This window comes from Flavisolibacter tropicus (genome assembly GCF_001644645.1).
GTDB classification, from domain to species: Bacteria; Bacteroidota; Bacteroidia; order Chitinophagales; family Chitinophagaceae; genus Flavisolibacter; species Flavisolibacter tropicus.
On record NZ_CP011390.1, the window covers coordinates 3,101,996 to 3,125,236 of the forward strand.

Below are 23,241 nucleotides of genomic sequence, written 5' to 3' on the forward strand. Positions count from 1 at the left end.
ATTGCATAATGTCGGCTGGAACTACTGCTGATAAGCGAACGAAAGTTCATGCTGCCTATTGTCAGCCAGCATAGCAGCAAGCCGAATGTTGTGTGCTGCTCTTCACTGTGTCACTATAATCTGCCCTGTCAAGTAAATTGTATGCCATGATGCAAAAGTCAAAGTGAATTTGTCAAGCAGCAATTTATCAGAATGAATGTCAGACTTCACCTGTAAGTCAACCTTATAAAGCTGATTTGATGTTGCAAGTTTTTTTTTCCAACTTTCAATTACTGTGTCAGCAATTAAACGGGGTTGAATATCTCTCTTTACAAGCTTGCATTTTACCAAGAGCATACATTGTTTGTCTCCTGTTTCTTCGAAATCTATATCACTGAAAAGTTCTGTCTCTGATAAGTAGTGGTCAAAGTCAATGCAGTAACCTTGCATGTCAGCACCATCATAAGGTTTGATGCCGGGACTTAGCTTCTCCAAAAACGATTTTGGCTCCCAATAATTAAAGTCGGGTCTTAGTATTTTAGTTATAGTCCCTTTACCAACAGTTTTTGAACCTTCTCTAATTTCAAACTCTTTGCCGACATATAGTTGTCCTGTATGAAATTCAGGACTTGCAGTTTGCAAGAGAACTTGGACTGTGTCACCAAGATGGCACCAAGCTTTGTCCACAAATTGCTGCATTGCGTCAAAGTCTTTTCCGTTATAGTAGAACTGTCCCCTGTAACCACTTGCAACGGGTGTTTTACGTCCGCCTTCTTGTTCTGTCAAGTAGTAAATGTCAGCTTGAAGTTCTGGTCGTGATAACTTGAATGTTTGAGGGTCTGCCATAGAGTTGCACACAACTATCAAATATACGAACCACTTTCAGTTTATCACCTTTATTAGATTTTAGTCTAATCAGCACAGATGCAAGTAGTTGCAGGTGCGCCTCCCTTGTTGCCAGAAGCCAGTTTCCTGCTTATTTTCTGCCCTCCGGCAACAAAGATACGCACTGTATTATGTTAAACAGGCAACTCAAAAAGCGCACCTGTCGCGCTACCATTTTAGCCGATCCAACGGGCTTTGAATGGCTTCAATTTTAGGCTGCATAACATGAGTATAGCGCATGGTGGTCTTTAAAGAGTTATGGCCTAAAAATGCCTGTATGTAACGTATATCTGTGCCCGCTTCTAAGAGGTGAGTAGCATAGGTATGCCTGAGCGAATGAATACTCCCGCCCTTCTGAATTCCGGCCCGCTTTTTTGCCGCATGCAGTACCTTTTGAGCACTACGGGTGCTATAGGGGCCACCGTCATCGCCTTCAAAGAGGTATTCTTTGGGCTGGTATTGCTTTACATACAGCCGCAGTGTGTCCAGCAGCTTTTTGGACAAGGGCACTATCCGATCTTTTTTACCCTTCGCTGCACGCAAGTAAATGAGCATGCGTTTGGAGTCAATGTCTTTTACTTTGAGGTTTACCAATTCACTCACCCGAAGACCGGCCGCATACGCCGCCATCAGTAGGCATTGGTGTTTTAAATTGTGGGTTCGTTGTATGAGCTTTAGCACTTCTTCCTCGGCCAAGATCTCTGGAAGGATCAGAGGACGTTTGGGGCGAGGCAGATCATAAAATTCTTTACTTCGGCCTTCTACCTTTTCAAAATAAAACTTAATGGCATTAATAGAAGTATGCAGGTGGGCTTCCGAATACCCCTTCTTTTTAAGCAACCACAAAAGATAAGACTGGATATGACCTTTGGTTAAGGTAGACACATCGACTTCCCCTAAAAGGCGTAGTAGGCAATGAAACTCGTTGCAATAGGTTTTGATGGTATTGGGGCTGTAAGCTTTTAAGTGTAAGAGGTTCTTAAACGCTTCATAGGCTTTGAGGTTCACCCCACTTAAGGAATGCTGAATCAAAACGGCCGCCTTTTGTACGGCAAGGGGTTTAGCAGAGGGTTTTAATTCAGTGGTAACGGCCTTGCGCTGCTCCAGATACGTTTTTAACGCTTTACTTTCCAAGGTCGCTTTGTTTTTTATAGCAACGGCCAGGCTGTTGTAATTTTCCTTCGTTAGTGGCAGGTACCAGCAGGATTTGGCAACACACCATTTGATGGTTTTGAGCCGTCTTACAAGATTTTCCAGTTCTTTATTCTCGGAATAACAAAGAGCAAAGGATTCTTGCCCTCTATAGTGCAGGGGCTTTAAAGTAATAACGGGCAGCATAGAAAAAAGAATTTATATTTAAGATTCTATTCACTCTTCAGTGTTACTAATGCTACTGATCGATACCTACTCAGACAAATGTCAGCATCCGGGCATGTCTTCTTCGCATAGCCATGTGTCTTCAATGAAACCTTGTATTTCCTTCAAACGATAGGCTTGCCCAGAAAACATTGCAGCACCTCATGGCACATCACAAATGCCCGTAATGAAGCTTAGCTATAGCAAAAAATTATTCCTTTAATAACTCGAGTTCAGCACTCAACTTGCCTACAGTAGTAACGGGTATATGCAACCGCCCATTGCGTTTCACCTTCCATTTAGATAGGTAGCGGGCCTGCTTAACACGAGGTGCTGGTATTGCTACCGTTGGTTTTGTTTCTCTTATTGTAGGTGCTGGTGTTGGCGGCGGTGGCGACACTGGCGTTGTGGCACTTACAGATGGTATGACATCTATTGTCGTTTGTCTGGCAGCTAATTTCTGGCAATGCGCCAACAATAGTTCCTGGGCCTCTTCCTTGGTCTTGCCCTGGTACAACCACTTATTGACCATGCCAGTTAGCCTGGCAAACAAGCCGGGTTTGCGCACGGTCCCTGGCAGCTGGCGGTAGTACACCCGCTTTACCATTTTGGCGGCCACCCCAAACCGGTCGGCATTGGCCATCGTGCGCTTGAGGTTGGGATCCTTGCGCATCCTCTTAGCGCTTTTATAATCGCCTTTGCTACGCAGGTAATACGTGTCCCCTAACTTATAAAAGATGATGCCATCAATGGTGCCGGTAATGAAGACGGGGCCTACTTGTTTTGCCATGGGGTACGGGTGATTTTTAAGGATGAATTTGTTGATGATTTACTACTAATTATTTTAGCAAATTTACCCAGCTAATTGCCCCTGTCAAAACCTTTCACCCTCTTTAGTTATACACATGTAGGCCACTTCTAATATCATCAAATCCTGCCCATCTACGGTCCCCCATTCAGCGTAAAGCGCACCTTTCACGGCTTGCAGCTTGAAGCATATAGCTTGCAGCTTTCTTCACTCACCACTCACCACTGACCATTCACGAGCCAGCCCCTCCCTAGTCTGTGGGTCTCTTGTACCTAGTCTGTACCTCTTCTGTACCTCTTCTGTAGGTAAGTCCGTACCAACTGCACAGATAAAGCCCTCTACCTGCCTTCTACATTCACTACTCCTCCCTCCATCCTCCGATATACCTCCTATTAGCATACATCGACCATAAAATAAAATCGTAATAATTAGAGCTGAAAATGCTCTCAAAGTGAAGAGGTTTAAAGATACTTATTCTCCCTTTTATACGACATCAGATGCTGAAACAAGTTCAGCATGACAGCAAGAGGCTTTACAGAGTGCAGCCATTTCCGATTGTTGAACATGGCATTGAGTATTGAACATTTCCTCCTTATTCATTCCTCATTACTCACTCCATCATTCCTTGTTCCTTGTTCAATATTCTTCTCCTTTATCGTAACTCACAGCTTGCAGTGCACCAAAACTTATCGTACCTTACTTATCAATTCCATCATCCCCCTGTAAGCTCTCCGGTAATTTCCCAGACCAGATGACTTAATAAAACCAACATTGGCTTCAACATCTTATTCTTTTTTGTGCACAGCACATCCATCCCATGCAAGCCATTGCATCGTCTATATAATACCTACGGGCCTATACCCTGTATCCATACAGCACGTTTTTCATCATAATAAACCCCCTCAACCATGAAGCAGCTTTTAACCATCCTCTCCATCACCAGCTTCTTTACACTATTATCACTATCGGCCTATAACCAGGACACGACGGTCACCCAGCAGGTATCTACCTCCAGCAACACCGCTAAAAGCAACGACTTTACGGTAAACTCCACCTCCAATGAAGCCGTAACCGCCTTTAACGAAGGCCTGCATTGGTCGGACATTGGAGACGATAAAAAAGCCCGCACCTTCTTACAAACCGCCATTGACCGCGACGCTAACCTGGCGGTAGCCTATATGTACAAGGCACTGGCTCAACCTACCTTTGAGGGTTATGCCACCGCCCTGCAGCAGGCCAAAGAACACTTGGCTACTGCCGGCGACTGGGACAAACTATTCTATACTTTACTGGAAACCCGCCTTACCGACGATGTGGCCAAACGCATGGCTACCGCACAAGAAATGGTAACGAAGTTTCCCAACATAGCTCGCTCCTATCATGAACTGGGCAATGCCTATAGCGACCGCGACGAGATAGACAAAGCCAGAACTGCCTATATGAAGGCCATTGAGCTTTCTCCTAGTTGGATATCTGGCCATTACGACATAGCACAGTCTTACCTGAACCGCGATCCTAAAGACCTGAAGCAGGCAGAAACCCATGCCCAGCATGCTGTAAGCCTGGCTCCCACCAGCGCATCGCCCAACATCTTACTGGGTGATGTGTATCGTGCGCAAAGCCAGTGGGACAAAGCAGCTGCCTGTTATTCAAAAGCCATACAGCTAGATCCCAAAATGCCTACAGCGTATATTAAAAGAGGACACGTGAACAACTTTGCCGGCAAGTATGATGAAGCCCGCAAAGATTATAAACTGGCCAACGAATATGATGAGGAAGCCCCGATGTCGGCCATGCCTTACATAGCCTACACGTACGCCTACCAGGGTCAGCTACCACAGGCTATAAAAATGTTGCAGGATGAAGCTACCAAACTCGGAAGTTCTACTACCAAGGGTAAGACCGACCTGCAATTTGGCTTACTGCAATCGGCTGCTTATATGGCTTTCCATAATATGGATGCCAAGAGCCTGAATGCCGTAGTAGACCAATGGGAACCTGTGTACAAAGAACTGGCACAAAAAGTAGGCACCGATGAAATGAGTAGATATCAGCAAGCTGAAATGCTATACTGGAGAGGACTGGCTGACGTATTGAACGGCAACTACGACAAGGCAAAAGCAAATGCAGAAGAAATCAAAAAGACAGTAGACCCTATTAGCAACCCGCACAAACTGGATAATTACCACAGCCTGCTAGGACAAATTGCTTTCCATAAGAAAGAATACAAACAGGCTGTTACAGAATTTGATCAAACTAACCCTACAGATACGTATGCCAAGTACTGGAGGGCCAAGGCTTATGAAAAAGCCGGTCAAAAAGATAAAGCAAAGATGCTGTACAAGGAACTGGCCAACTACAACTTTAATGATATCGGTAATGCGCTGGTACGTACAGAAGTAAAGAAAAACACCATGGGTAAATAATGAGCAGCCTAACGGTGGCCATTGAACGTTTTACCGCCAATAGCATCCAGGCCATGAACAATGACCTGGATGCTATCGGCTACAAATTACTGAACGAAAAACAGGTGAGCGAAGACACAGAGGTCTTTCAGCTGAACGTGACACAAAATCCTACAGCCTGGAATCCATACGATAGCTTGGAGCAAGCTTATACAGTAGCCAGCCAAAAGACCTGGCAATCAAGAGTTATGTGAAATTACTTGAACTGAACCCCAAGGAACGGAATGGGGAAAAGCACTGGCCAAGTTGAAACAAAAGTAAGTGCGCCCGCCTGTCTGCCCCGGCTGTTTGCCGGGGCTTTTTTGTCTGAACCGGGATTTGGGAAGATTTAGGGATTAGGAGGAAAATTAGCTGATTAGCTGATGTGAAGGTTAGCTAATGAAGAAAGGAAATATTGAACAAGAAAGAAGGAATGAAGCAGGAAGGGAGAGAATGTTCAATAATCAATACCCAACGCTCAATAATCAAAGAGGTAATAGATACCTGATTATACTTTTTATTCGCTGCTCTTCTTCCGCATCTATCTGCGTTATCTGCGGGCAAATCCCGTGCGTGGGCGCTCCCCTTTAGGGGCTGGGGTTGCGCTTAGCTTCTTTTTTCGTAACTTAAGACAAACCTTACCATATGTCCGCCGTTATTACTGCATCGCCCAAAGCTGTTGCCTCTCAAACCACCCGTATTTTACGTCGCTTTAGAGACTCTGGGGCTACCACTCCAGATCACGCCATTGACCCCGCCATTCATAAGATCCATCAAACCTTTGTATTCAATAAACTGGTACGTGAAGGGGTACTGGTAAAAGCAAGAAGTCACCGCTACTACCTGGATGAAGTCCGTGCCGCTCAGTACCGCGAGCAGCGCTACCAAAACCTGTTGGTCTTTATGGTGGTGCTTATTATTGCGCTGGTGGTGTATTTGTTTATGAGGTGGCTGTGAGGGGGAGAAGCTGCACGCTATACGCTGCAAGCTGCAAGCAGAACAGCCCATCGTGAAATGTGAAAGGCTACACATTGGTCAGCCAGCCTCAATGCGTGTAGCGTGAAGCGTGTAGCGTGCAGCCTTAAGCACCTATTGTTTGATCGTAAATGAATACGTGTCTGTTTGAAGAGTCGACATCATCTTAGCGACTCTTTTAAAACGGAGCGAAACCGGCCAGCCCGTTTTTACCTGCAGTTCTATTTCTGCTTCGTCACGCAAACTAAAGTATTTGAACGCCTCCTCCAGTTCTTCACGTGTTTTTGCTTCAGGCATTCCTAAAGCTTTGAGCAGATCGGCTATAAATATTCCTGCTTTTCCCTGATCTATTTCCTGTGTGGTACGCACAGTGCAGGTAGGACTATTTTTTTGAAGCCGGCTTACCTGTACAGTAGTCAATGCAGGAATAGGTTGGCCACCAAATGGATTGGGCAAGATGGTTTCAGCAGACTGCTTTCGGGTGGGATATTCACCACCATAAAAAGTATGAAACATTTGCACATCCTTGATCAATGTATTTTCAACAGCTTCACGTGTTTGAAATAGTGCTTTCGTTTTTTCCCAGACAGCTTGCGCCGTATCATTGTTCTTTGGTATGGATAAAGCCCCTAGGTTCACGTAAAAATCGCGCACCTCTTCCCAATTCACCAGCTCTGAAAAATCACCGTTTTTATCTGTTTTATAAATAAACTTCAGATTCTTAAAAAACATATTCACCTGGCTCATACTGGGATCGTCAGATGTATAGTTCTCATTTTTCCATTCTACTGTATATCCATCTTTGGTAGAATCTTTAACGGTTATATGCGCTTCATACGAGAACTCCAGGTGAGACTGCGTACTACTGTCTACCTTTTGGTCTTTGATATTCTTTACCAGGAATACTTTGCTTTCTTTATTCTTCCAATAAGCAACACAGGTTGCAGTTGTATCAGTAAGCCGGTTCTGGGCTACCATTGTATTAGTAACAAACAATGCAAAACAAAAGACGAATACATTTTTCATAAGTCTGTAAGTAATATCTTTAAAAAGAAGCGGCAGGCCGCCAAATTGAATATTCGCTGCATAAAGCAGACTTCACTATATAGATACCGTGAACGTTACAGGCTGCAGGCGATAGGCTTTTACTTTCTTACCATTTTGTAGCGCTGGCGTCCACCGCGGTGCTTTTTTCAATACACGTATCACTTCTTCTTCCATACCATACCCAAATTTTGTAAGTGGTGTGATCTGCGATACACTGCCATCTTTTTCAATCAAAAATTGTATTGCAACCGTATACACACCCAATGGCGCCTTTTTCCTGACAGGCACTAGTGGCTGCAGGTTTTCAGCCAGAAATTGCCGCCACGCTCTTTCTCCTCCCAGGAAAGTAGCTTCTTGTTCAACACAGGTGGCACTATCCAACTGCTGGCCATCCTCATTATAACACATACAATCTATCCGCTCACCGTTTACAAATTCTTCGATTGACTCCACTTTACCATCAGCATAATAATGAAACCAGCGCCCATGCCTAAGCGTATCAGCGATCCAGCTACCGGTAGCAGACACATTGCCATCTTTGTTTCTTCTTGTCATTACACCATTGCCAGCACCATCAAAAAGTATAGTGTCTATATGACCTTTATCACCATAACTTAAGCTCAAACCTTTACGCCAGCCATTTACATAAAATGTAGAACCTGTTAAACGGCCCTCTTTGTTATACTCTAAAAAAGCGCCCTCTTTTTTACCATTGAAATAGCTACCGCTGGTCTTTAATCTCCCATTGATATAATACCAGTCTTCTCTACCATGGAGCATCTTTGCCAGCGAATCTTTATACCAGGCTTCCATTGCCAACTTTTGTTCCGGCATGTACCACGCCTGGCGGTGCCAGAGTGTGTCTTTCTTTTCAGTAACAACATGATAACGCGGTTCGTTGGTAGTGGGTTGGAATTTAAAATCATAGCCCTCTTCACGCTTCTGTGCCTGTAAGGCAATGAGAGAAAGTAAAAAACAGGTTATCAACAGGGTTGTCTTCATAGCAGCTAATTGGGCTGTAAAGTAAGGCTTTCTAGGGATTAAAATCTAGGGTGCAAGCTATGAGCTGCGAGGGAGAAGGAGTGTGTTGACAAGTTGAAAGGTTGATAGGTTAACAAGGAAGAATATTCTTAAATGCTAGTGATAGATTGTTTCTCGCCTTATCAACTTGTCAACCTATCAACCCAATTCTCGTTTGGCGTTTCACGGCTTGCAGCGTGCAGCGTGCAGCTTGCAGCGTGTAGCTTTTCTTCTAGTTTTGCACAAAACACCCACGCATGTACGATAAAAAGATTGCCCTTGTTATTAAAGGCGACCTGATGGATTGGCAAAAGCTTAATGTAACAGCCTTCCTGGCCAGCGCTGTGGCTATACAGTTTCCCGACACCCATGGCCAGCCCTTTGTGAATGCATCCGGCACTACCTACCTGCCCTTTATCAAACACCCAATGCTCATCTATAAAGCCGATACAGAAGAACAGATCAAACGCGCCTTCACACGCGCCAAGGAACGCGACCTGCATATTGGTATTTACACCGAACCGCTCTTCAGCACCAAGAATGAAGCGGGCAATCATGTAGAGATTGCTAAACATACTGATGATGACATGCCACTCGTAGGTATTGTAATTTATGGTGAGAACAAGAAAGTAGACAAGGCGTTAGATGGTTTGAAGTTTCACCCGTGAGAGAAAAAGAGCTGCACGCCTCAAGCTTCAAGCTACAAGCAGAACAGCCCATTCAATAGTGGCCAATAACTAAATATCAACAGCTATTTACTGAAGGAAGAATCAATAGGGAAGCACTCCTTTAAGTGGAGTGCTTCCCTATTATAATACCATTTGTTCTTCTGGCGCTGTGCGTCAGCTCTCCTCCTCTTCGGGTAGGCCGGGAGGGGTCGCTTGCAGCGTGCAGCTTGTAGCTTGCAGCTTCTCTCCGTCTTATTTCTTACCTTGCCAGTTTATTCCAGAACATGACGCCCCGGATTGAACATATAGACGATAGAAAATTAGTAGGACTACGCATTCGCACCTCAATGGATAAGCAAGCAACTTTTCGGTTGTTCAGCACGTTTATGCCACGCCGCAGAGAACCAGAGAACCGTTTGAACGCCAATACCTATTCGGTAGAGATCTATGATGCAGATCTTGCCTTTCACACCTTTACACCAGCCACGGAGTTTGAAAAATGGGCAGCAGTAGAAGTAAAAGCCTTTGGCATTCTTCCTGAAGACATGGAAGCCCTGACCATACCTGCCGGCACCTATGCCGTATTCCTGTACAAAGGATTAGCGAAAGACTTTGCAAAAACAGCACAATATATCTATGGCACCTGGTTGCCACAGTCGAAGTATGAACTAGACAGCCGTCCGCATTTTGAGATCATGAGTCCCGCCTACCGTCCTGATGACCCTAATGCGGAAGAAGAGATCTGGGTGCCGGTGAGGGAGAAGTGAGAGAAGCTGCACGCCACACGCTTTACGCTGCAAGCAATAGCGTGAGTGGTGAATGAGATGGCACTACAGGCATAGAAGACAAACTATTCTTAACTATTTTAAAATCAAACAGGCGACCACAATTGTGTTCGCCTGTTTGATTTAGCAATGGACGGCTGTTTTTGCTTGTAGCTTGCAGCGTGAAGCGTGCAGCTTTCTTTCACACAGCTTGCAGCCCTCCCCCTACCCTACCACCACTTCCTTCCGGGTAATTTCTTTACCTGCTATCAGTGGCAGACTTACATACAACACCCCATCTTCATAGCGGGCTGTGATGTTGGTAGCATCTACCTGTTCGGACAATTGGAATACGCGTAGAAAGCCACCGCGGCTGTACTCGCGCAGTACCCAGTTGGGTCTTGGGAACCCTTCGGGTGGTGTGTACGAGATCTGCAGCTCGTTGCCTTCTACGTTGATCTTAAAATGTTCGCGAATGCGCCCGGGAGCAAACACCAGCATTTCGTAGCTGGTATCGGTCTGATGAATGTTTACAGCAGCCCGTTGCATAAAACGGTTAAACAGTGGGCGCTCACTGTTTCCGTAACGTACGCCTTTTGCGGCACATGATTGATAGCTCATGTTTTTGTCTTTAAATGAAGAAATAGTGAACAAACTCACTAAGCGAACAACCGCGCCAATCTGGCCCTGACACGCATTCTGACAGCGTTAAGCTGAACACTAACTGCCATTTTAGCTACAAGCCGCAAGCTGCACGCTGCACGCGGAGCGCGCCGGGGCGCGGAAGAAAGGTTTCGCACAGAGCGAAGGAGGAAAGGAGGAGAATATTGAATAAGGAATGATGAATAATGAGTGATGAATAAGGAGTAATGAGAGAGGAAATGTTCAATGCTCAATTTTCAATATTCAAGGTACAAGGAAAGAAAGGACTTGCTCTACAGAGGCTGGTTTTGTATCTTTAGGGTCTTCTCTTTTAAGGCATTTTCTGCCGTTCTTATTATTCTTTTCTATACTATTTTCTATCGTTTTTTAATGGTGAGCGGGTAGCGATATACGGGTCAAGGTACGGGTGAGGTAGTGGCTGTTTGGCGTGCAGCGTGTAGCGTAAAGCGTGCAGCTTCTCTTCCCTCCCTCCTTTCCGCTGTGCGCAACTACCCTCTTTTCCACATTACTAAATATTATAGTATTTGCCCATTACCTTTGAGCCATGGCGCTGCTCCGTGATAAACTCCTAGACCAATTTCAATCCGCTTATGATCGCTTGAACGACGCGCAACGCAAAGCCGTCGACCAGATAGAAGGCCCTGTGATGGTGATTGCCGGCCCGGGAACGGGCAAAACGCAGATACTGAGTGCCCGTATTGGTAAGATCCTGTTAAGTGATGCCCAGGTGGAACCGTCTAACATACTTTGTTTAACCTATACTGACGCTGGCGTAGTGGCCATGCGTAAGCGACTGGTACAGTTCATTGGCCCGGATGCCTATCGTGTGCACATCCATACCTTCCACGCGTTTTGTAATGAGGTGATACAGGACAACCTGTCCATGTTTGAAAAGACCGCGCTGGACCCTATCTCTGATCTTGAGCGCATTGAGCTACTAAAAGAGTTGATTGATGGCTTCCCCAAAGACCACCCGCTGAAGCGCTATCGCGGTGATGTGTACTTTGAGATGGCCAACCTGCAAAGTCTCTTTAGCCTGATGAAGCGCGAAGGCTGGAAGTCGGATTACATCTGCCAGAAGATCGATGAATACCTGAACGACCTGCCCAACCGCGATGAATACATCTGTAAGCGTGCCACCAAGGAGTTCAAGAAAGGCGATGTGCGTTGGGATAAGATCGAGGAGCAAAAAGAGCGCATGGAAAAACTGCGGGCGGCTTGCAACGAGTTCAACCGCTTCCAGCAAAAAATGCGCGAGCGCAACCGCTACGACTTTGACGATATGATCAACTGGGTAATTGAGCGCTTTGAGCAGAACGAGAACCTGCTGCGCCAGTACCAGGAACAGTTTCAATACATACTGGTAGATGAATACCAGGATACCAGTGGTTCGCAAAACAAGATCGTGCAACTGCTGATCAACTTCTGGGACAAGCCCAACGTGTTTGTGGTGGGTGATGACGACCAGAGTATCTACCGCTTCCAGGGGGCCAACGTAGAGAACATGCTGGCCTTTGCCGATGGTTTCAAGCAGGACCTGATGACCGTGGTACTCACCAACAACTACCGCTCCACACAACCAATACTGGATGTTTCCAAAAGCCTCATTGACCGGAACAATGAGCGACTGGTAAAACAGATTGAGGGCCTGAGCAAGGACTTAATCGCCAGCAATCCCGAACTCACACAGCTGTCATCTGCCAACAGTCAACTGTCGTCTATTAACCATCCCGAAGTATTAGAATATGAAACGCAGCGTGATGAGATGATTGGTGTGGTGCAACGCCTGGAAGATCTATTAAAGCAAGGTGTAAAAGGCAGTGAGATCGGTATCATTTACCGCGAGAACAAATATGGCGATGAACTGGCCGACTACCTGCGCCTGAAAGAAGTGCCGTTTTATACCAAGCGTAGCTTAAACATACTGGACCAGCCACTGATTCAACAATTGCTGACGGTGCTGGAATACATAGCTGCTGAGCATGATATTCCGTATAGTGGTGACGCGATGCTTTTTGAGATCCTGCACTACGAGTGGTTTGGTATTAAGCCAGTGGAGATTGCCAAGGCCTCTGTAAAAGTATCCGACCTGAATTACGCCAGCAACCGGGAAAACGAAAAGGAAGACAAGAAGGGTAAAAAAGAGGAAGCCAGCACACCGCGCACTTCTATCCGCCAATGGGTATGCGACCAGGTGGGTAAGCCACCTACTGATCTTTTTGACACGGGCGTAGATAAGCGTTTATGCGAAGCTGTTACTTCTATAGAAAAATTGATTGGTGCCGTATCCAATGAAACACTGCAAGGCTTGTTGGAAAAAGTGATCCGCGAAGGTGGCTTCCTGTCGCACATCATGAACCACCCCGATAAGAACTGGCTGCTGCAACTGATCACGGGTTTTTACAACCACGTGAAAGAAGAAACACGCCGCTACCCTACCCTGAACCTGCAAGCCTTCTTAGATCGCCTGGATCTGATGCGCCGCGAGGGACTGGTATTACCACTGGTACAGGTGGCAGGTAATGAGCGTGGTGTAAACCTAATGACAGCTCACGGCTCTAAAGGACTGGAATTTGAATATGTATTCTTTGTAGGTTGTACTTCTTCTAGCTGGGAAAAGAAACGTAAACCTAACAGCGGCTTCTCATTCCCCGATACACTTTTCCTTAGTAATGCACAGGAGAACGTGACCGAGGAACTACGCCGCCTGTTCTATGTAGCGCTTACCCGTGCCCGTAAGCACTTGTATATTACTTATTGCAATTACACGAACGAAGGCAAGCCCTTAGAGCCTTCTGTATTTATAGCAGAAATAGCAGAACACCATACACTGCCGCAGACCAAACACACACTGGATGCCACTGTGGTAGCCGAGTTCAGCGCCCTGCAACTCAAGGGCCGCATTGCTCCAGAAATGGATAAGATCTCCGACGAGCTGGCCGACCGTACCGTTCACAATTTTGTAATGAACGTATCGGCACTCAACTCGTATTTAAAGTGTCCGCTGGAGTTTTACTTCCGCCAGATCGTGCGCATTCCTTCACCACGTAATGAGGCAGCAGAGTTTGGTTCAGCCATTCACCACGCATTAGAAGAACTGTTCCGAAAAATGCAGACAGGTGGCAAGAACACCTTCCCTTCGCTGGATCATTTCATTGGCGACTTTGTTTGGTACATGCGCCGTCACCGCGCCTTCTTTACCAAAGAACAGTATGCGCGTCGCTTAGAATATGGCACTGAGATCCTTACAGCCTATTATGAGCAGAAGCTACCACTGGCCAATAAGATCGTTTCTATTGAGCGCCGCTTTAGGAGCATCGTAGATGGCATACCACTGAAAGGAAAGCTGGATAAGATTGAGTTCAACGGTAAGGAAGCCACTGTAATCGATTACAAAACCGGTGACCCTGAAAAGAATAAAGAAAAGTTTGCCCGCCCCAACCCTAAGGTACCGGATGGCGGTGACTACTGGCGCCAGGCAGTGTTCTATAAACTAATGCTGGACAATATGACCAACACCGACTGGGTAGTGACCGGCGTAGCGTTCGACTTTATAGAACCTACTAAGAAGAAAGAATACACACTGGAGAAAGTGATCATCAATCCACAAGATGAAGCCGATGTAAAAGAGCAGATCAAGCGGGTACATAATAAGATCCAGAGCAAGGACTTCTATACCGGCTGCGGTAAGGAAGACTGTCACTGGTGTAAGTTTGTAAAGACCAATAAGCTGGCCGTGGCCTTGCATGAACTGCAGGAGGAAGAACCGGAGAATCAGCGGAATCTGCTACGCATTGTGTAGAACTAGGATTGATTGGATGGAAATGGATTAGGAGGAAAACTTCTTGATATTTAACAAGCACTCTATAAAAGGGTGCTTTTTTATTACGTAGCAATAAGAAGTAAATACTGCCAATAAAATACGACCTATCTTATACTACCTTTATTACTTATGTCACCAACAAACATAAACAGGCTTTTAAAAGTGATTCAATCCGGCGATGTTGAAGAACTTTATATCCATATAACTAAAAAAGCACTCGAATGGGCTATATGTGGATTTACAGAAGAAGCCAATCAACTGCTTGGGGTGCTTTGGGGCTATAACTTTAAGCATTCAGAACAGCTACGATCAGTTGAACAGGGACTACAAGTATTTTGGCAGGCTAGCCGAACAACCCCGGCAAATGTCCCATTTCCATTTATTGATATTGATGAAATAGAAAAAGAAAACTGGAATGGCGTCATCTATCAATCTAGCAGCGCCGTATATAACACCTCCATAAAACAATTAACAGGTGGACACCTGCTAGCTACGGCTATTACAGCTGGTGCTACACAAGTGCTACCTACAGCCGCAATAGTAGAAGCTCTAGACCGCTTTCTTCAATCTAATGAAGCTGTAGGCTACTCATATTATCATGCCACCACTGCAGCATGCTTATTGGCAGGTAGAAGCCACTTATCTGATGAATTGGAAAAATATATAAAACTATGGGGACAAGGCTACTTGAAATATTGGTCTAATTATGATCTGGCAGTACTCTTAAAAGAAAGAAGCATTATATCCTTGCTACTAGAAGGCATACTAGCACCTGTTTTTAATCTTTCGTCAGCCTCCATCAAAAAAGACTTAGAAACTTTAAAGCTTGCTCTTATGGAAAGGGCAAAGAATGGCAAGACTCTTTTATATAGTCAGATGCCTTGGATGGAATTACTCACAAAGATCTCCTCTATAGTTGCAAGCCAACACATCGATGCTCCTTCTGCAGAAATAAAAGATGCTGGGTGGTTAGGCAAGGCAGGTACAAGTGAACAAAACATACAAAACGTAGAACAGCGACTAAACATACGTTTCCCAGAAGATTATAGAGAGTTCTTGTGTACATCTAATGGGTTTGACAGTATCACTCCAGTTTCCCCAACTGTAGCACCAGTTGAATATGTTGATTACTTTACCAGCTATGATGCAGAATTTGTAGAAAGCTGGATATACGAAGTCATGCAGGAGAATGAAACATTGGGTTGCAGGTTTAGACAAAGTATTGTTATTGGAGGACAAGGAGAAGAACAACAATTGCTATTAGTTCCAGATGAGATAGGTGCATGGGAATGTTGGTTTTTTGCTACATGGGCTTCAGGAGAAACAAGGTACCCCAGCTTCCGATTTTATATGGAATCACAATTGAAAGATTTGGAGGAAAACATTACCATCTAATTTCTCTCTTTTGTCGCCCTGAGCTTGGCGAAGGGTACTAGCACCTTAAGCCTGTCTACCATTTGTAAAGACTTTTACTGTCATCCTGAACTCGTTTCAGGATATGCTGCTGGCGTTATAAACCTCGCTACAGACATTGCTTTACACCTGTCATATCATATAACTATACCTCCGTTGCCGTTGGTCGCCGACCCCAAGTGTTCGAAAGTTTTATCTGATTTAAAAAGTGCCTTAAAGAAGTAGCTTTCTCGCAAACCATAAAACCCTGCCCCTATGTCAATCGTCTCTTCTTCTAAACTAAGTAGCAGGGTGGTCCAGCGCCTTATATTGCGCCTTGTGCTTACCGCCTCACTGTACGATCAGAGTCAGGCGGAATATACAGCGCCTGCCGTTTCTTCGCATAGCAGCTGTTTCTAGCTTTCTTGCTTACTGCACCCAACGTTGGGAAGGGTACGCCTAAAACGACCTGCCTATCGTAAATCTAATCAAAATAGAGGAGTGTTGCTGTGCGTGGGTGGTCCGGCAGCCGGAGGCGCATTGGCGGTCCCGCACATGCGGGATTGATTTTTTTGCTCAACTTTTTTCATCAAGGAAAAAAGTTGAAAAGACAGAGGAAGAAGGGACATTAAAAACTAAAAAATTTCTCATCCTGCAAATCCATTCTAAATCCCACTAATCCGTGGTCCATCAAGGAAAAAAGTTGAAAAGATAAGTAAGAAGGAACCCCAGCTTCAACAACCTGATCATTTCTAACCAACGCACTGGCGGCAAAGTATACAAGGAATTTTGTGACCTAGATCTTTCGAACACTTGGGGTCGCCGACCAACGGTTCTATACATCCTGAGAGTGTATTAACAACTGAAAAGGATTCTATATCTGGCGCAAGTCTTTGCGGGAGAAATTTTGCAGCCAAGCAGGCATGTGTCCAGTGAGCTATAAAAGTGCATATGACTCATTTAAGCCAGGCACAAGTCAGCTACCCGCATGGCTGCGCACAGAAAACTAGCGCCAGATGAATGGGAGCTCTAGCTTTAAAGACCGTGCAATCCCAAAAACAATCGCCAGTATTCGCGAATATAATCCTACTAATCCCACAAATCCCTCAATACGCGGTCTCTTTTTACTATCACAGTGTGTACTTTTAAACTACACTAAACCATCAAAGCATGAGAACCACTCTCATTGCATTTATAAGCTTGTTATTACTTCTTTTAGTCACCGGTGTATTCTGGGGCACATGGTTTACACTTACACGAAGTATCGATAGCTTTTCAGCAGAAGAATTCATTCATATTGGCAAAGTCATTATTGCTAATGTGGCTGTTCCCATGCGCATTCTTATGCCTGCTGCTATTCTATTCGTATCGCTATGGGTAGTGTGGTACTACAACAAGAAGTCAATTGGCTTTTACTTTGGCATCTTAGGCTTGGCAACCCTTCTTATAACACTCTTGATCACCTTACTGGTATTAGTGCCCATCGACAACCAGATTAAAGAATGGGACGCTGCAACAGTGCCCGCTGAGTGGACTACACTGCGCCACAAATGGCAGGCCTACCATGCAGGCAGAACAATTACTTCTATCATCAGCTTTGCCTGCGTTGCGTTATCGGTTATACTTAGCAAGAAAGATGAATGGTAATATAGCTGCTCAATAATCAGCTAAAACTTCAGAACATAATTTTGATCAACTATTTAATACTTCACAATGTTATGGCGAAAATACCGTTACAATTGCCGGGCAACTGGCTTAATTATGGTATACACTATAAAAAGCAGTGATCATGCCTGACAGGGCCTCTTTTATTTACAGAAGATCCTGACCCATTAACCCTCTGCTGCAAACCGCTATCACCCAACCTTCTGAGTACCAGTAAATGACATGAATATTTTCTTTCGGCAGGAAGTATAATATAGTGCTATCTGCCACTTAAAATCCATACCATGATAAAAAATAAGCTGTTACCCTTAGTGTTACTTTTCGTCAGCACCTGTGTACACGCTCAACTTAAATATTCCAGCAATCCGGACAATTCACTTTTTCTGTATAAAGACATCGATCATTTCTGGGAAGCTTTTGATGCCTTTAAGCAAGACACAACCAGTAACCCGTTTGACAGTAATTACCTGCAATTTAGAAGTGCGGGTATACAAGCTTTTCTTCCCAATCGTATTCAAAGTGCAGAACATCTTTTGAATACGGTAAAAGCCAGAAGGGCGGACTACGAAAAAGTCAGAGAGAATACATTGCGGATAAGTGAAAAAGAAAAGCAATGCCGAAGCGTATTTTATGCACTAAAATATTGGTACCCCGAAGTGCAATACCCCCATGTATTCTTTGTTATCGGTGCATTTAACTCTGGTGGCACTTTCTCGGAAAGAGGCATCTTCATCGGCGCAGAAATGCAGGCCAATCTTAATAATGTTCCCTATGTTGTAGCACACGAATTGATTCATTTTCAGCAAAAGAACTGGCCTGAAAATCCTACCCTCTTACAACAAAGCATTATAGAAGGCAGTGCCGACTTTCTTGGCGAACTGATCTCAGGAGCGCATATTAACCAGAAAGCGCAAAACTATGGCAATCTTCATGAAGAGAAGCTATGCCGGGAATTCATCAGCCGCATGGATAGCACGCAATATATCGACTGGCTGTATGGTGTATCAGGTAAAGATGATCGCCCTAATGATCTGGGTTATTGGATTGGTTATAAGATCACAGAACAATATTATAATAAGGCTACAGACAAGCGCCAGGCATTTGAAGAAATATTGGACATCAAAGACTTTAAAGACTTTCTAAGAAAGAGTGATTATCTAGAGAAGTATTTTAAGTAAATGGCTGATGTCTGATTTTGTGATGGCTGCTTTAGGTTGACAGGTTAACAAGTTGATAAGTTGACAAGTATGCTAGGAGGATGAAAGAGGAAAAGGAGAAAAGGAGGTGGATTTGAAGATTTCAGGTTTCTAATTTCAACCTTCCGCTTTCAACCAGCCTGCCAATTATAACGTCTCTGACGTTTGTCATCCAGAACGCAGTGAAGGATCTCAGAAACTTACACCATCAACATGACTACAATCAGTAATAATTTTTACTGTCCCCCTGTCCGCTTCATCAGTGTCTCTTTTTGAAATAAGGAGAAGGTTGCATCTCCAACGTTTTTTCCTTTGCCATACTGAGCGAAGGAAAGAGCTCAAAGAATCGCACATAAAATCGGATATCGAGGAATGGAATCTTACCATCTTTTACATCCTACTATTCTATAAAACGCCCTGCTTCAACGTCCTTACACTTATATTTAGCCATCCGTACCGGTTAAATAAACTTCATTATGAACAAATACGTTAAGCGCCTTCTTTGGACACTCCTTATTCTGTTCATATTAATGAATTTAATTGCCTTCTTACATGCTTATAAATTCACCCATTTCGACACTTCTATACACAAAACAAAAAACGGTACTAACTTATCATTTGGGCAAAAGTTGAACCTAGCGCTATTTGGGATCAGCAACCCACGCCCCCAGGCCAAAATAGTACCAGATACGGTATACAAAGCAATAAAGCTCAAAAGCAATAAAGAAATTGAATGCTGGATCATAAAAGCAAAAGAACCAAAAGGAACTGTTGCCTTATTTCATGGCTATGGAGGAGAGAAATCCTCCATGCTGGATAAAGCAACTATATTCCGAAACCTTGGCTACAATACACTGCTTGTTGACTTTATGGGAGCTGGCGGTTCTGAGGGAAATCAAACCACCATTGGTTTTAAAGAAGCACTTGAAGTAAAAACCTGCTTTGACTATTTGCAGCAGACAGGAGAACAGAATATTGTTTTATTTGGCACTTCCCTTGGTGCAGCGGCTATCTTGAAAAGTATGAGTGACTACCAGTTACCGGTGAGCTCGATTATTATTGAATGTCCTTTTAGCACCCTATTACAAACAGTAAAAAACCGTTTCTCAAACATGGGTATCCCTGCTATACCAATGGCCAACTTGCTGGTATTTTGGGGCGGCGTACAAAACGGGTTTAACGCATTCCATCATAATCCGGTTGATTATGCAAAACAAATCAACTGTCCAACACTGCTGATGTATGGTGGCGTAGATACAAAAGTGACGAAGAAAGAAACGATGGCTATTTATAACAACCTTGCAGGGCAAAAGGAATTAGAGATTTTTCCACTAGCTGGTCATGAAAACTATCTGATAAAGTATAAAAAGGAATGGACCAACAAAATCACCGCCTTCCTTCATAAATGATTAAGCCACAAGAAAAGTTTCTTTCTCCATTATGTTTTTCTACGGGGTATTGAGCAGTTCCATTTAATTTGTTTTTCGCTGTAACCTTTCTACTCTTCACCTACTCTATTCTTATGTAAGCAGCCAAATAACCGATGCTTACAGAATACATCGTTCGTAACAGCATTAAATACAAATAGTATGGAAACCATGAACCCCAACCAAAAGATAGTGCCCGTTTTTAACCTCCTACGATTAACCTATGGCCTGGTACCTATAGTAGCTGGCCTGGATAAGTTTACCAACATCCTTACTAACTGGGAGCAATATTTAAATCCGACCGTCGCGTCGTTTCTTCCGTTTTCAGCAGCCACCTTTATGATGATCGTGGGTGTGATAGAAATAGTAGCCGGATTGATCGTACTTGCCCGTCCTACAATTGGAGGCTATATTGTAATGGCGTGGCTAGCACTCATTGCCTTAACGCTTATTGCTTCTGGAAAATATTTTGATGTAGCTGTGCGTGACCTGGTTATGGCTATCGGCGCCTACTCCTTTGTACAAATTGCAAAGGTAGCTCTGGCGTGGCGCACCGAGCCAGCCCGTCATCAGGTAGCTTTCCGTTAAATTGCTGGCAAAAAAGATTAGATTTATTAACAGGAAAAACCACCCCTTTATGGCTTTGGCCCACATTGAAAAAAATATTCAACAATACACCGACACAGAACTGGTTACGGCCATTTTAGATGGGCATACGGCTCTTTTTGAAATAGTGATACGCCGTTATAATCCATTCCTTTATAAGATTGGTCGAAGCTATGGTTTTAATCACCACGATACCGAGGACCTGATGCAAGAAGCTTTTATTAACAGCTATTTAAAACTGGAACAGTTTGCTAATCGGTCTTCTTTAAAAACCTGGATCGTAAAGATCATGCTTAACCAGTGCTATCATAAATCACAAAAGCACAGCTATCAAAAAGAGCAGCTTATAGAATCCATACCAGATCATGCAAGCGTTATGAATCAGATTAACCCACAAAGCGACAATGGAAAAACCGTGATAAAAAGAGAATTAAACAGCATTATTGAAACCTGCATTCAAAAGCTTCCTAAGGAGTACCGCACAACCTTTACCCTTAGAGAATTGCTGGGACTCAGTGTTGCTGAAACAGCCGATAGCATGCAAACCACCGCTTCTAATGTAAAAGTGCGGTTAAATAGGGCCAAAGCTTTATTACGAAAAGAAATTGAAAAGATATATACCCCTGAAGACATCTATGAATTCAACCTGGTGTATTGCGATCGTATTGTTAATGCCGTAATGCAAAACATCTATGAAATAGAACGCCGTAAAAAGTGACCAGCCAGTTGATTCCCCTACTTCTTAAAATGGTGCGTGAAATAGGCACCATTTTTTTGCTTTTAAGCATAGCACTACCAACGCTTTCTCTTTAACTTCATCTTAAATACAAAGAGTGTAAATTATACGTACTGACAAGAAGTATAATTTGCTAACCACCGATTACTTAAATCACAGCAAGGGAATGATTGCACTATTACTGATCCTGGTTAACGTTTTAGTTTCTTATAAAGGCTTTAAAGACCATGCTTTCTTTGACCGCTATAAGTTTAGCGTAGATAGTATACGATTGTACAAAGACTATAAGCGATTGATTACATCCGACTTCCTGCATGTAAGCTGGACACACCTTCTATTCAACATGCTTAGTCTTTACATCTTTAGCAGCTCTGTAGAGGCCTACTTAGGCAGTGCTTATTTTTTATTGATCTATGTGGTCAGCATCATTGGGTGTAACCTGCTTACACTTTTGATTCATTGGCGCGATGGCGACTATAGTTCGGTAGGGGCATCAGGCGCTGTGAGTGGAGTGATCTTTGCAGCCATTGCCTTATTTCCAGGCATGCGTATGGGTTTCTTTTTCCTGCCATTCTTCAATATTCCGGCCTGGATATTCGGTGTACTTTACGTAGCGTTCTCTATCTGGGGTATTAAATCAAAAAGTGATAACATTGGCCATGAGGCACACCTTGGCGGTGCTCTGGTTGGTATGGGTATGGCCTTACTGATTCACCCTGAAGCATTTGCCCAAAATTACCTACCGATCTTATTGATTACCATTCCGGCTATTGTTTTCCTTTACCTGATTGTAAAGCGGCCCCATCTCCTACTTGTTGACAATTTCTATTTTAAAACGCACAGCGACCACTACTCTGTAGATCATAAATACAATGAAGAAAGAGTTACCCGCCAGCAGGAAATTGACCGCTTATTGGATAAGATCAGTAAGCGAGGCTACAATAGCTTAACGGCAAAAGAGAAAGAAACCTTGAAACGGCACTCACGTAGTGCCAGTTGATACCACTATACCATATGCTGTTTAATAAAATATAAAAAGCCTCCTGAATACAGGAGGCTTTTTATTAAGCGGCTTCTACAGCCACTGCTTTTATCAATTGAATCTCACTATTGATCTTTACTTCTTCTCCCAGCATCAGTCCGCCGGTTTCTAACACACCATTAAACGTGACACCCCAATCGCTTCGATTGATTTTTCCTGTAATGATAAATCCTGCACGTTGATTACCCCAGGGATCTTTTGTTAATCCGCTGTACTCCACATTTAACTTCACAGCCTTTGATACACCTTTCATAGTCAGGTTGCCATACACATAGAACGTATCATCATCTATGCGTTCAATCTTGGTAGATTGAAACACCAGACTAGGATATTTCTCTACTTCAAAAAAGTCGGCATTACGTAGGTGCGCATCGCGCTGCTCATTATTGGTGGAGATTGAGCTCATATCAGCTGTGGCTACAATCTTAGCCGTGGTAAAATCATCATTTTCAGATTCCACCTTTACATCAAACTTTTTAAACGTACCTGAAACATTGGTGATCATCAGGTGTTTGATTTTAAAACCCAGCTCACTATGTGTGGGATCAAACTCCCATTTTGTTGTTGTCATTTTTTTAGATTTATTATGGTGTTGAATAGTAATTGTTCTTAGAAGCTGTTTAAAAATGATACTACTACTACTAAAAACTGTATCAAGGTCTGCCACGGTTACCCAACCGTTTTCGATAAGTAGTCACCACTAAAAAACCGTGGCAGACCTCCGCGCTTTCAACGCTGGGTTGAA

At 43.8% G+C, this 23,241-nt stretch carries 20 protein-coding genes; 13 read left to right on the top strand and 7 right to left on the bottom strand.

The window, feature by feature from the left end:
• Positions 1–102: 102 nt before the first annotated feature.
• From SY85_RS13145 to SY85_RS13155, 3 genes are all read right to left on the bottom strand, one after another.
• Positions 103–825: an EF-Tu C-terminal domain-related protein gene (locus SY85_RS13145; protein ID WP_066405200.1), complete on the bottom strand. Its 723-nt coding sequence runs from the start codon at positions 823–825 to the stop codon at positions 103–105.
• Between the two features lie 207 nt (positions 826–1,032).
• Positions 1,033–2,202: a tyrosine-type recombinase/integrase gene (locus SY85_RS13150; protein WP_082886423.1), complete on the bottom strand. Its 1,170-nt coding sequence runs from the start codon at positions 2,200–2,202 to the stop codon at positions 1,033–1,035.
• Positions 2,203–2,431: 229 nt separating this feature from the next.
• On the bottom strand, positions 2,432–3,010 hold the full coding sequence (locus tag SY85_RS13155; RefSeq protein WP_066405204.1) for a hypothetical protein: 579 nt from the start codon (positions 3,008–3,010) through the stop codon (positions 2,432–2,434).
• 926 nt (positions 3,011–3,936) lie between these two features.
• Between SY85_RS13155 and SY85_RS13165 the strand changes: the two genes are divergently transcribed.
• From SY85_RS13165 to SY85_RS13175, 3 genes are all read left to right on the top strand, one after another.
• Positions 3,937–5,454: a tetratricopeptide repeat protein gene (locus SY85_RS13165; protein ID WP_066405208.1), complete on the top strand. Its 1,518-nt coding sequence runs from the start codon at positions 3,937–3,939 to the stop codon at positions 5,452–5,454.
• Positions 5,454–5,687, top strand: a complete 234-nt coding sequence (locus SY85_RS13170) for a hypothetical protein (RefSeq protein ID WP_066405210.1) — start codon at positions 5,454–5,456, stop codon at positions 5,685–5,687. The genes SY85_RS13165 and SY85_RS13170 overlap by 1 nt, the downstream gene beginning before the upstream one ends.
• Positions 5,688–6,117: 430 nt before the next feature.
• On the top strand, positions 6,118–6,429 hold the full coding sequence (locus SY85_RS13175; RefSeq protein WP_066405212.1) for a hypothetical protein: 312 nt from the start codon (positions 6,118–6,120) through the stop codon (positions 6,427–6,429).
• Positions 6,430–6,561: 132 nt separating this feature from the next.
• On the opposite strand, the gene SY85_RS13180 is transcribed toward SY85_RS13175, so the two are convergent.
• Together SY85_RS13180 and SY85_RS13185 are read right to left on the bottom strand one after the other, a co-directional pair.
• Positions 6,562–7,473, bottom strand: a complete 912-nt coding sequence (locus tag SY85_RS13180; RefSeq protein WP_066405213.1) for a hypothetical protein — start codon at positions 7,471–7,473, stop codon at positions 6,562–6,564.
• 75 nt (positions 7,474–7,548) lie between these two features.
• Entirely contained in the window at positions 7,549–8,496 is a 948-nt protein-coding gene (locus tag SY85_RS13185) for an energy transducer TonB (protein WP_066405215.1), read from the bottom strand.
• A 275-nt stretch (positions 8,497–8,771) separates the two neighbouring features.
• Here SY85_RS13185 and SY85_RS13190 point away from each other — a divergent pair, with 275 nt between their 5' ends.
• Together SY85_RS13190 and SY85_RS13195 are read left to right on the top strand one after the other, a co-directional pair.
• A complete protein-coding gene (locus SY85_RS13190; RefSeq protein ID WP_066405217.1) occupies positions 8,772–9,182 on the top strand; it encodes a DUF2000 family protein in 411 nt (136 codons plus the stop codon).
• A gap of 284 nt (positions 9,183–9,466) precedes the next feature.
• On the top strand, positions 9,467–9,949 hold the full coding sequence (locus SY85_RS13195; RefSeq protein ID WP_066405219.1) for a GyrI-like domain-containing protein: 483 nt from the start codon (positions 9,467–9,469) through the stop codon (positions 9,947–9,949).
• Positions 9,950–10,171: 222 nt separating this feature from the next.
• On the opposite strand, the gene SY85_RS13200 is transcribed toward SY85_RS13195, so the two are convergent.
• The gene (locus SY85_RS13200; protein WP_066405221.1) at positions 10,172–10,567 is read right to left on the bottom strand and encodes an Hsp20/alpha crystallin family protein; all 396 of its coding nucleotides are present in this window, start codon (positions 10,565–10,567) and stop codon (positions 10,172–10,174) included.
• Between the two features lie 586 nt (positions 10,568–11,153).
• Here SY85_RS13200 and SY85_RS13205 point away from each other — a divergent pair.
• From SY85_RS13205 to SY85_RS13240, 8 genes are all read left to right on the top strand, one after another.
• Positions 11,154–14,411, top strand: a complete 3,258-nt coding sequence (locus SY85_RS13205) for an ATP-dependent helicase (RefSeq protein WP_066405223.1) — start codon at positions 11,154–11,156, stop codon at positions 14,409–14,411.
• 150 nt (positions 14,412–14,561) lie between these two features.
• Positions 14,562–15,827 (top strand): SMI1/KNR4 family protein, encoded by a 1,266-nt coding sequence (locus tag SY85_RS13210; RefSeq protein ID WP_066405225.1) that lies wholly within the window; start codon positions 14,562–14,564, stop codon positions 15,825–15,827.
• A 1,167-nt stretch (positions 15,828–16,994) separates the two neighbouring features.
• Positions 16,995–17,471 carry an anthrone oxygenase family protein gene (locus SY85_RS13215; protein ID WP_066405227.1) on the top strand — a complete coding sequence of 159 codons (477 nt, stop codon included), beginning with the start codon at positions 16,995–16,997 and terminating at the stop codon, positions 17,469–17,471.
• 302 nt (positions 17,472–17,773) lie between these two features.
• On the top strand, positions 17,774–18,667 hold the full coding sequence (locus tag SY85_RS13220) for a gliding motility protein GldB-related protein (protein ID WP_082886425.1): 894 nt from the start codon (positions 17,774–17,776) through the stop codon (positions 18,665–18,667).
• Between the two features lie 494 nt (positions 18,668–19,161).
• On the top strand, positions 19,162–20,094 hold the full coding sequence (locus tag SY85_RS13225; protein WP_066405229.1) for an alpha/beta hydrolase: 933 nt from the start codon (positions 19,162–19,164) through the stop codon (positions 20,092–20,094).
• 180 nt (positions 20,095–20,274) lie between these two features.
• Positions 20,275–20,700 (top strand): hypothetical protein, encoded by a 426-nt coding sequence (locus SY85_RS13230; protein ID WP_066405231.1) that lies wholly within the window; start codon positions 20,275–20,277, stop codon positions 20,698–20,700.
• 49 nt (positions 20,701–20,749) lie between these two features.
• Positions 20,750–21,436, top strand: coding sequence for a sigma-70 family RNA polymerase sigma factor (locus SY85_RS13235; protein ID WP_066405234.1), 687 nt, complete (start codon positions 20,750–20,752; stop codon positions 21,434–21,436).
• Between the two features lie 184 nt (positions 21,437–21,620).
• Positions 21,621–22,454 (top strand): rhomboid family intramembrane serine protease, encoded by an 834-nt coding sequence (locus SY85_RS13240; RefSeq protein ID WP_066405236.1) that lies wholly within the window; start codon positions 21,621–21,623, stop codon positions 22,452–22,454.
• A 64-nt stretch (positions 22,455–22,518) separates the two neighbouring features.
• Here the strand turns inward: SY85_RS13240 and SY85_RS13245 are convergent, their stop codons facing one another.
• Positions 22,519–23,067 carry a YceI family protein gene (locus SY85_RS13245; RefSeq protein ID WP_066405238.1) on the bottom strand — a complete coding sequence of 183 codons (549 nt, stop codon included), beginning with the start codon at positions 23,065–23,067 and terminating at the stop codon, positions 22,519–22,521.
• Between the last annotated feature and the right edge of the window lie 174 nt (positions 23,068–23,241).

Bases quoted from the DNA above. Each gene is read 5' to 3' on its own strand.
- SY85_RS13145 (WP_066405200.1), bottom strand. From the start codon at position 825: ATGGCAGACCCTCAAACATTCAAGTTATCACGACCAGAACTTCAAGCT.
- SY85_RS13150 (WP_082886423.1), bottom strand. From the start codon at position 2,202: ATGCTGCCCGTTATTACTTTAAAGCCCCTGCACTATAGAGGGCAAGAA.
- SY85_RS13155 (WP_066405204.1), bottom strand. From the start codon at position 3,010: ATGGCAAAACAAGTAGGCCCCGTCTTCATTACCGGCACCATTGATGGC.
- SY85_RS13165 (WP_066405208.1), top strand. From the start codon at position 3,937: ATGAAGCAGCTTTTAACCATCCTCTCCATCACCAGCTTCTTTACACTA.
- SY85_RS13170 (WP_066405210.1), top strand. From the start codon at position 5,454: ATGAGCAGCCTAACGGTGGCCATTGAACGTTTTACCGCCAATAGCATC.
- SY85_RS13175 (WP_066405212.1), top strand. From the start codon at position 6,118: ATGTCCGCCGTTATTACTGCATCGCCCAAAGCTGTTGCCTCTCAAACC.
- SY85_RS13180 (WP_066405213.1), bottom strand. From the start codon at position 7,473: ATGAAAAATGTATTCGTCTTTTGTTTTGCATTGTTTGTTACTAATACA.
- SY85_RS13185 (WP_066405215.1), bottom strand. From the start codon at position 8,496: ATGAAGACAACCCTGTTGATAACCTGTTTTTTACTTTCTCTCATTGCC.
- SY85_RS13190 (WP_066405217.1), top strand. From the start codon at position 8,772: ATGTACGATAAAAAGATTGCCCTTGTTATTAAAGGCGACCTGATGGAT.
- SY85_RS13195 (WP_066405219.1), top strand. From the start codon at position 9,467: ATGACGCCCCGGATTGAACATATAGACGATAGAAAATTAGTAGGACTA.
- SY85_RS13200 (WP_066405221.1), bottom strand. From the start codon at position 10,567: ATGAGCTATCAATCATGTGCCGCAAAAGGCGTACGTTACGGAAACAGT.
- SY85_RS13205 (WP_066405223.1), top strand. From the start codon at position 11,154: ATGGCGCTGCTCCGTGATAAACTCCTAGACCAATTTCAATCCGCTTAT.
- SY85_RS13210 (WP_066405225.1), top strand. From the start codon at position 14,562: ATGTCACCAACAAACATAAACAGGCTTTTAAAAGTGATTCAATCCGGC.
- SY85_RS13215 (WP_066405227.1), top strand. From the start codon at position 16,995: ATGAGAACCACTCTCATTGCATTTATAAGCTTGTTATTACTTCTTTTA.
- SY85_RS13220 (WP_082886425.1), top strand. From the start codon at position 17,774: ATGATAAAAAATAAGCTGTTACCCTTAGTGTTACTTTTCGTCAGCACC.
- SY85_RS13225 (WP_066405229.1), top strand. From the start codon at position 19,162: ATGAACAAATACGTTAAGCGCCTTCTTTGGACACTCCTTATTCTGTTC.
- SY85_RS13230 (WP_066405231.1), top strand. From the start codon at position 20,275: ATGGAAACCATGAACCCCAACCAAAAGATAGTGCCCGTTTTTAACCTC.
- SY85_RS13235 (WP_066405234.1), top strand. From the start codon at position 20,750: ATGGCTTTGGCCCACATTGAAAAAAATATTCAACAATACACCGACACA.
- SY85_RS13240 (WP_066405236.1), top strand. From the start codon at position 21,621: ATGATTGCACTATTACTGATCCTGGTTAACGTTTTAGTTTCTTATAAA.
- SY85_RS13245 (WP_066405238.1), bottom strand. From the start codon at position 23,067: ATGACAACAACAAAATGGGAGTTTGATCCCACACATAGTGAGCTGGGT.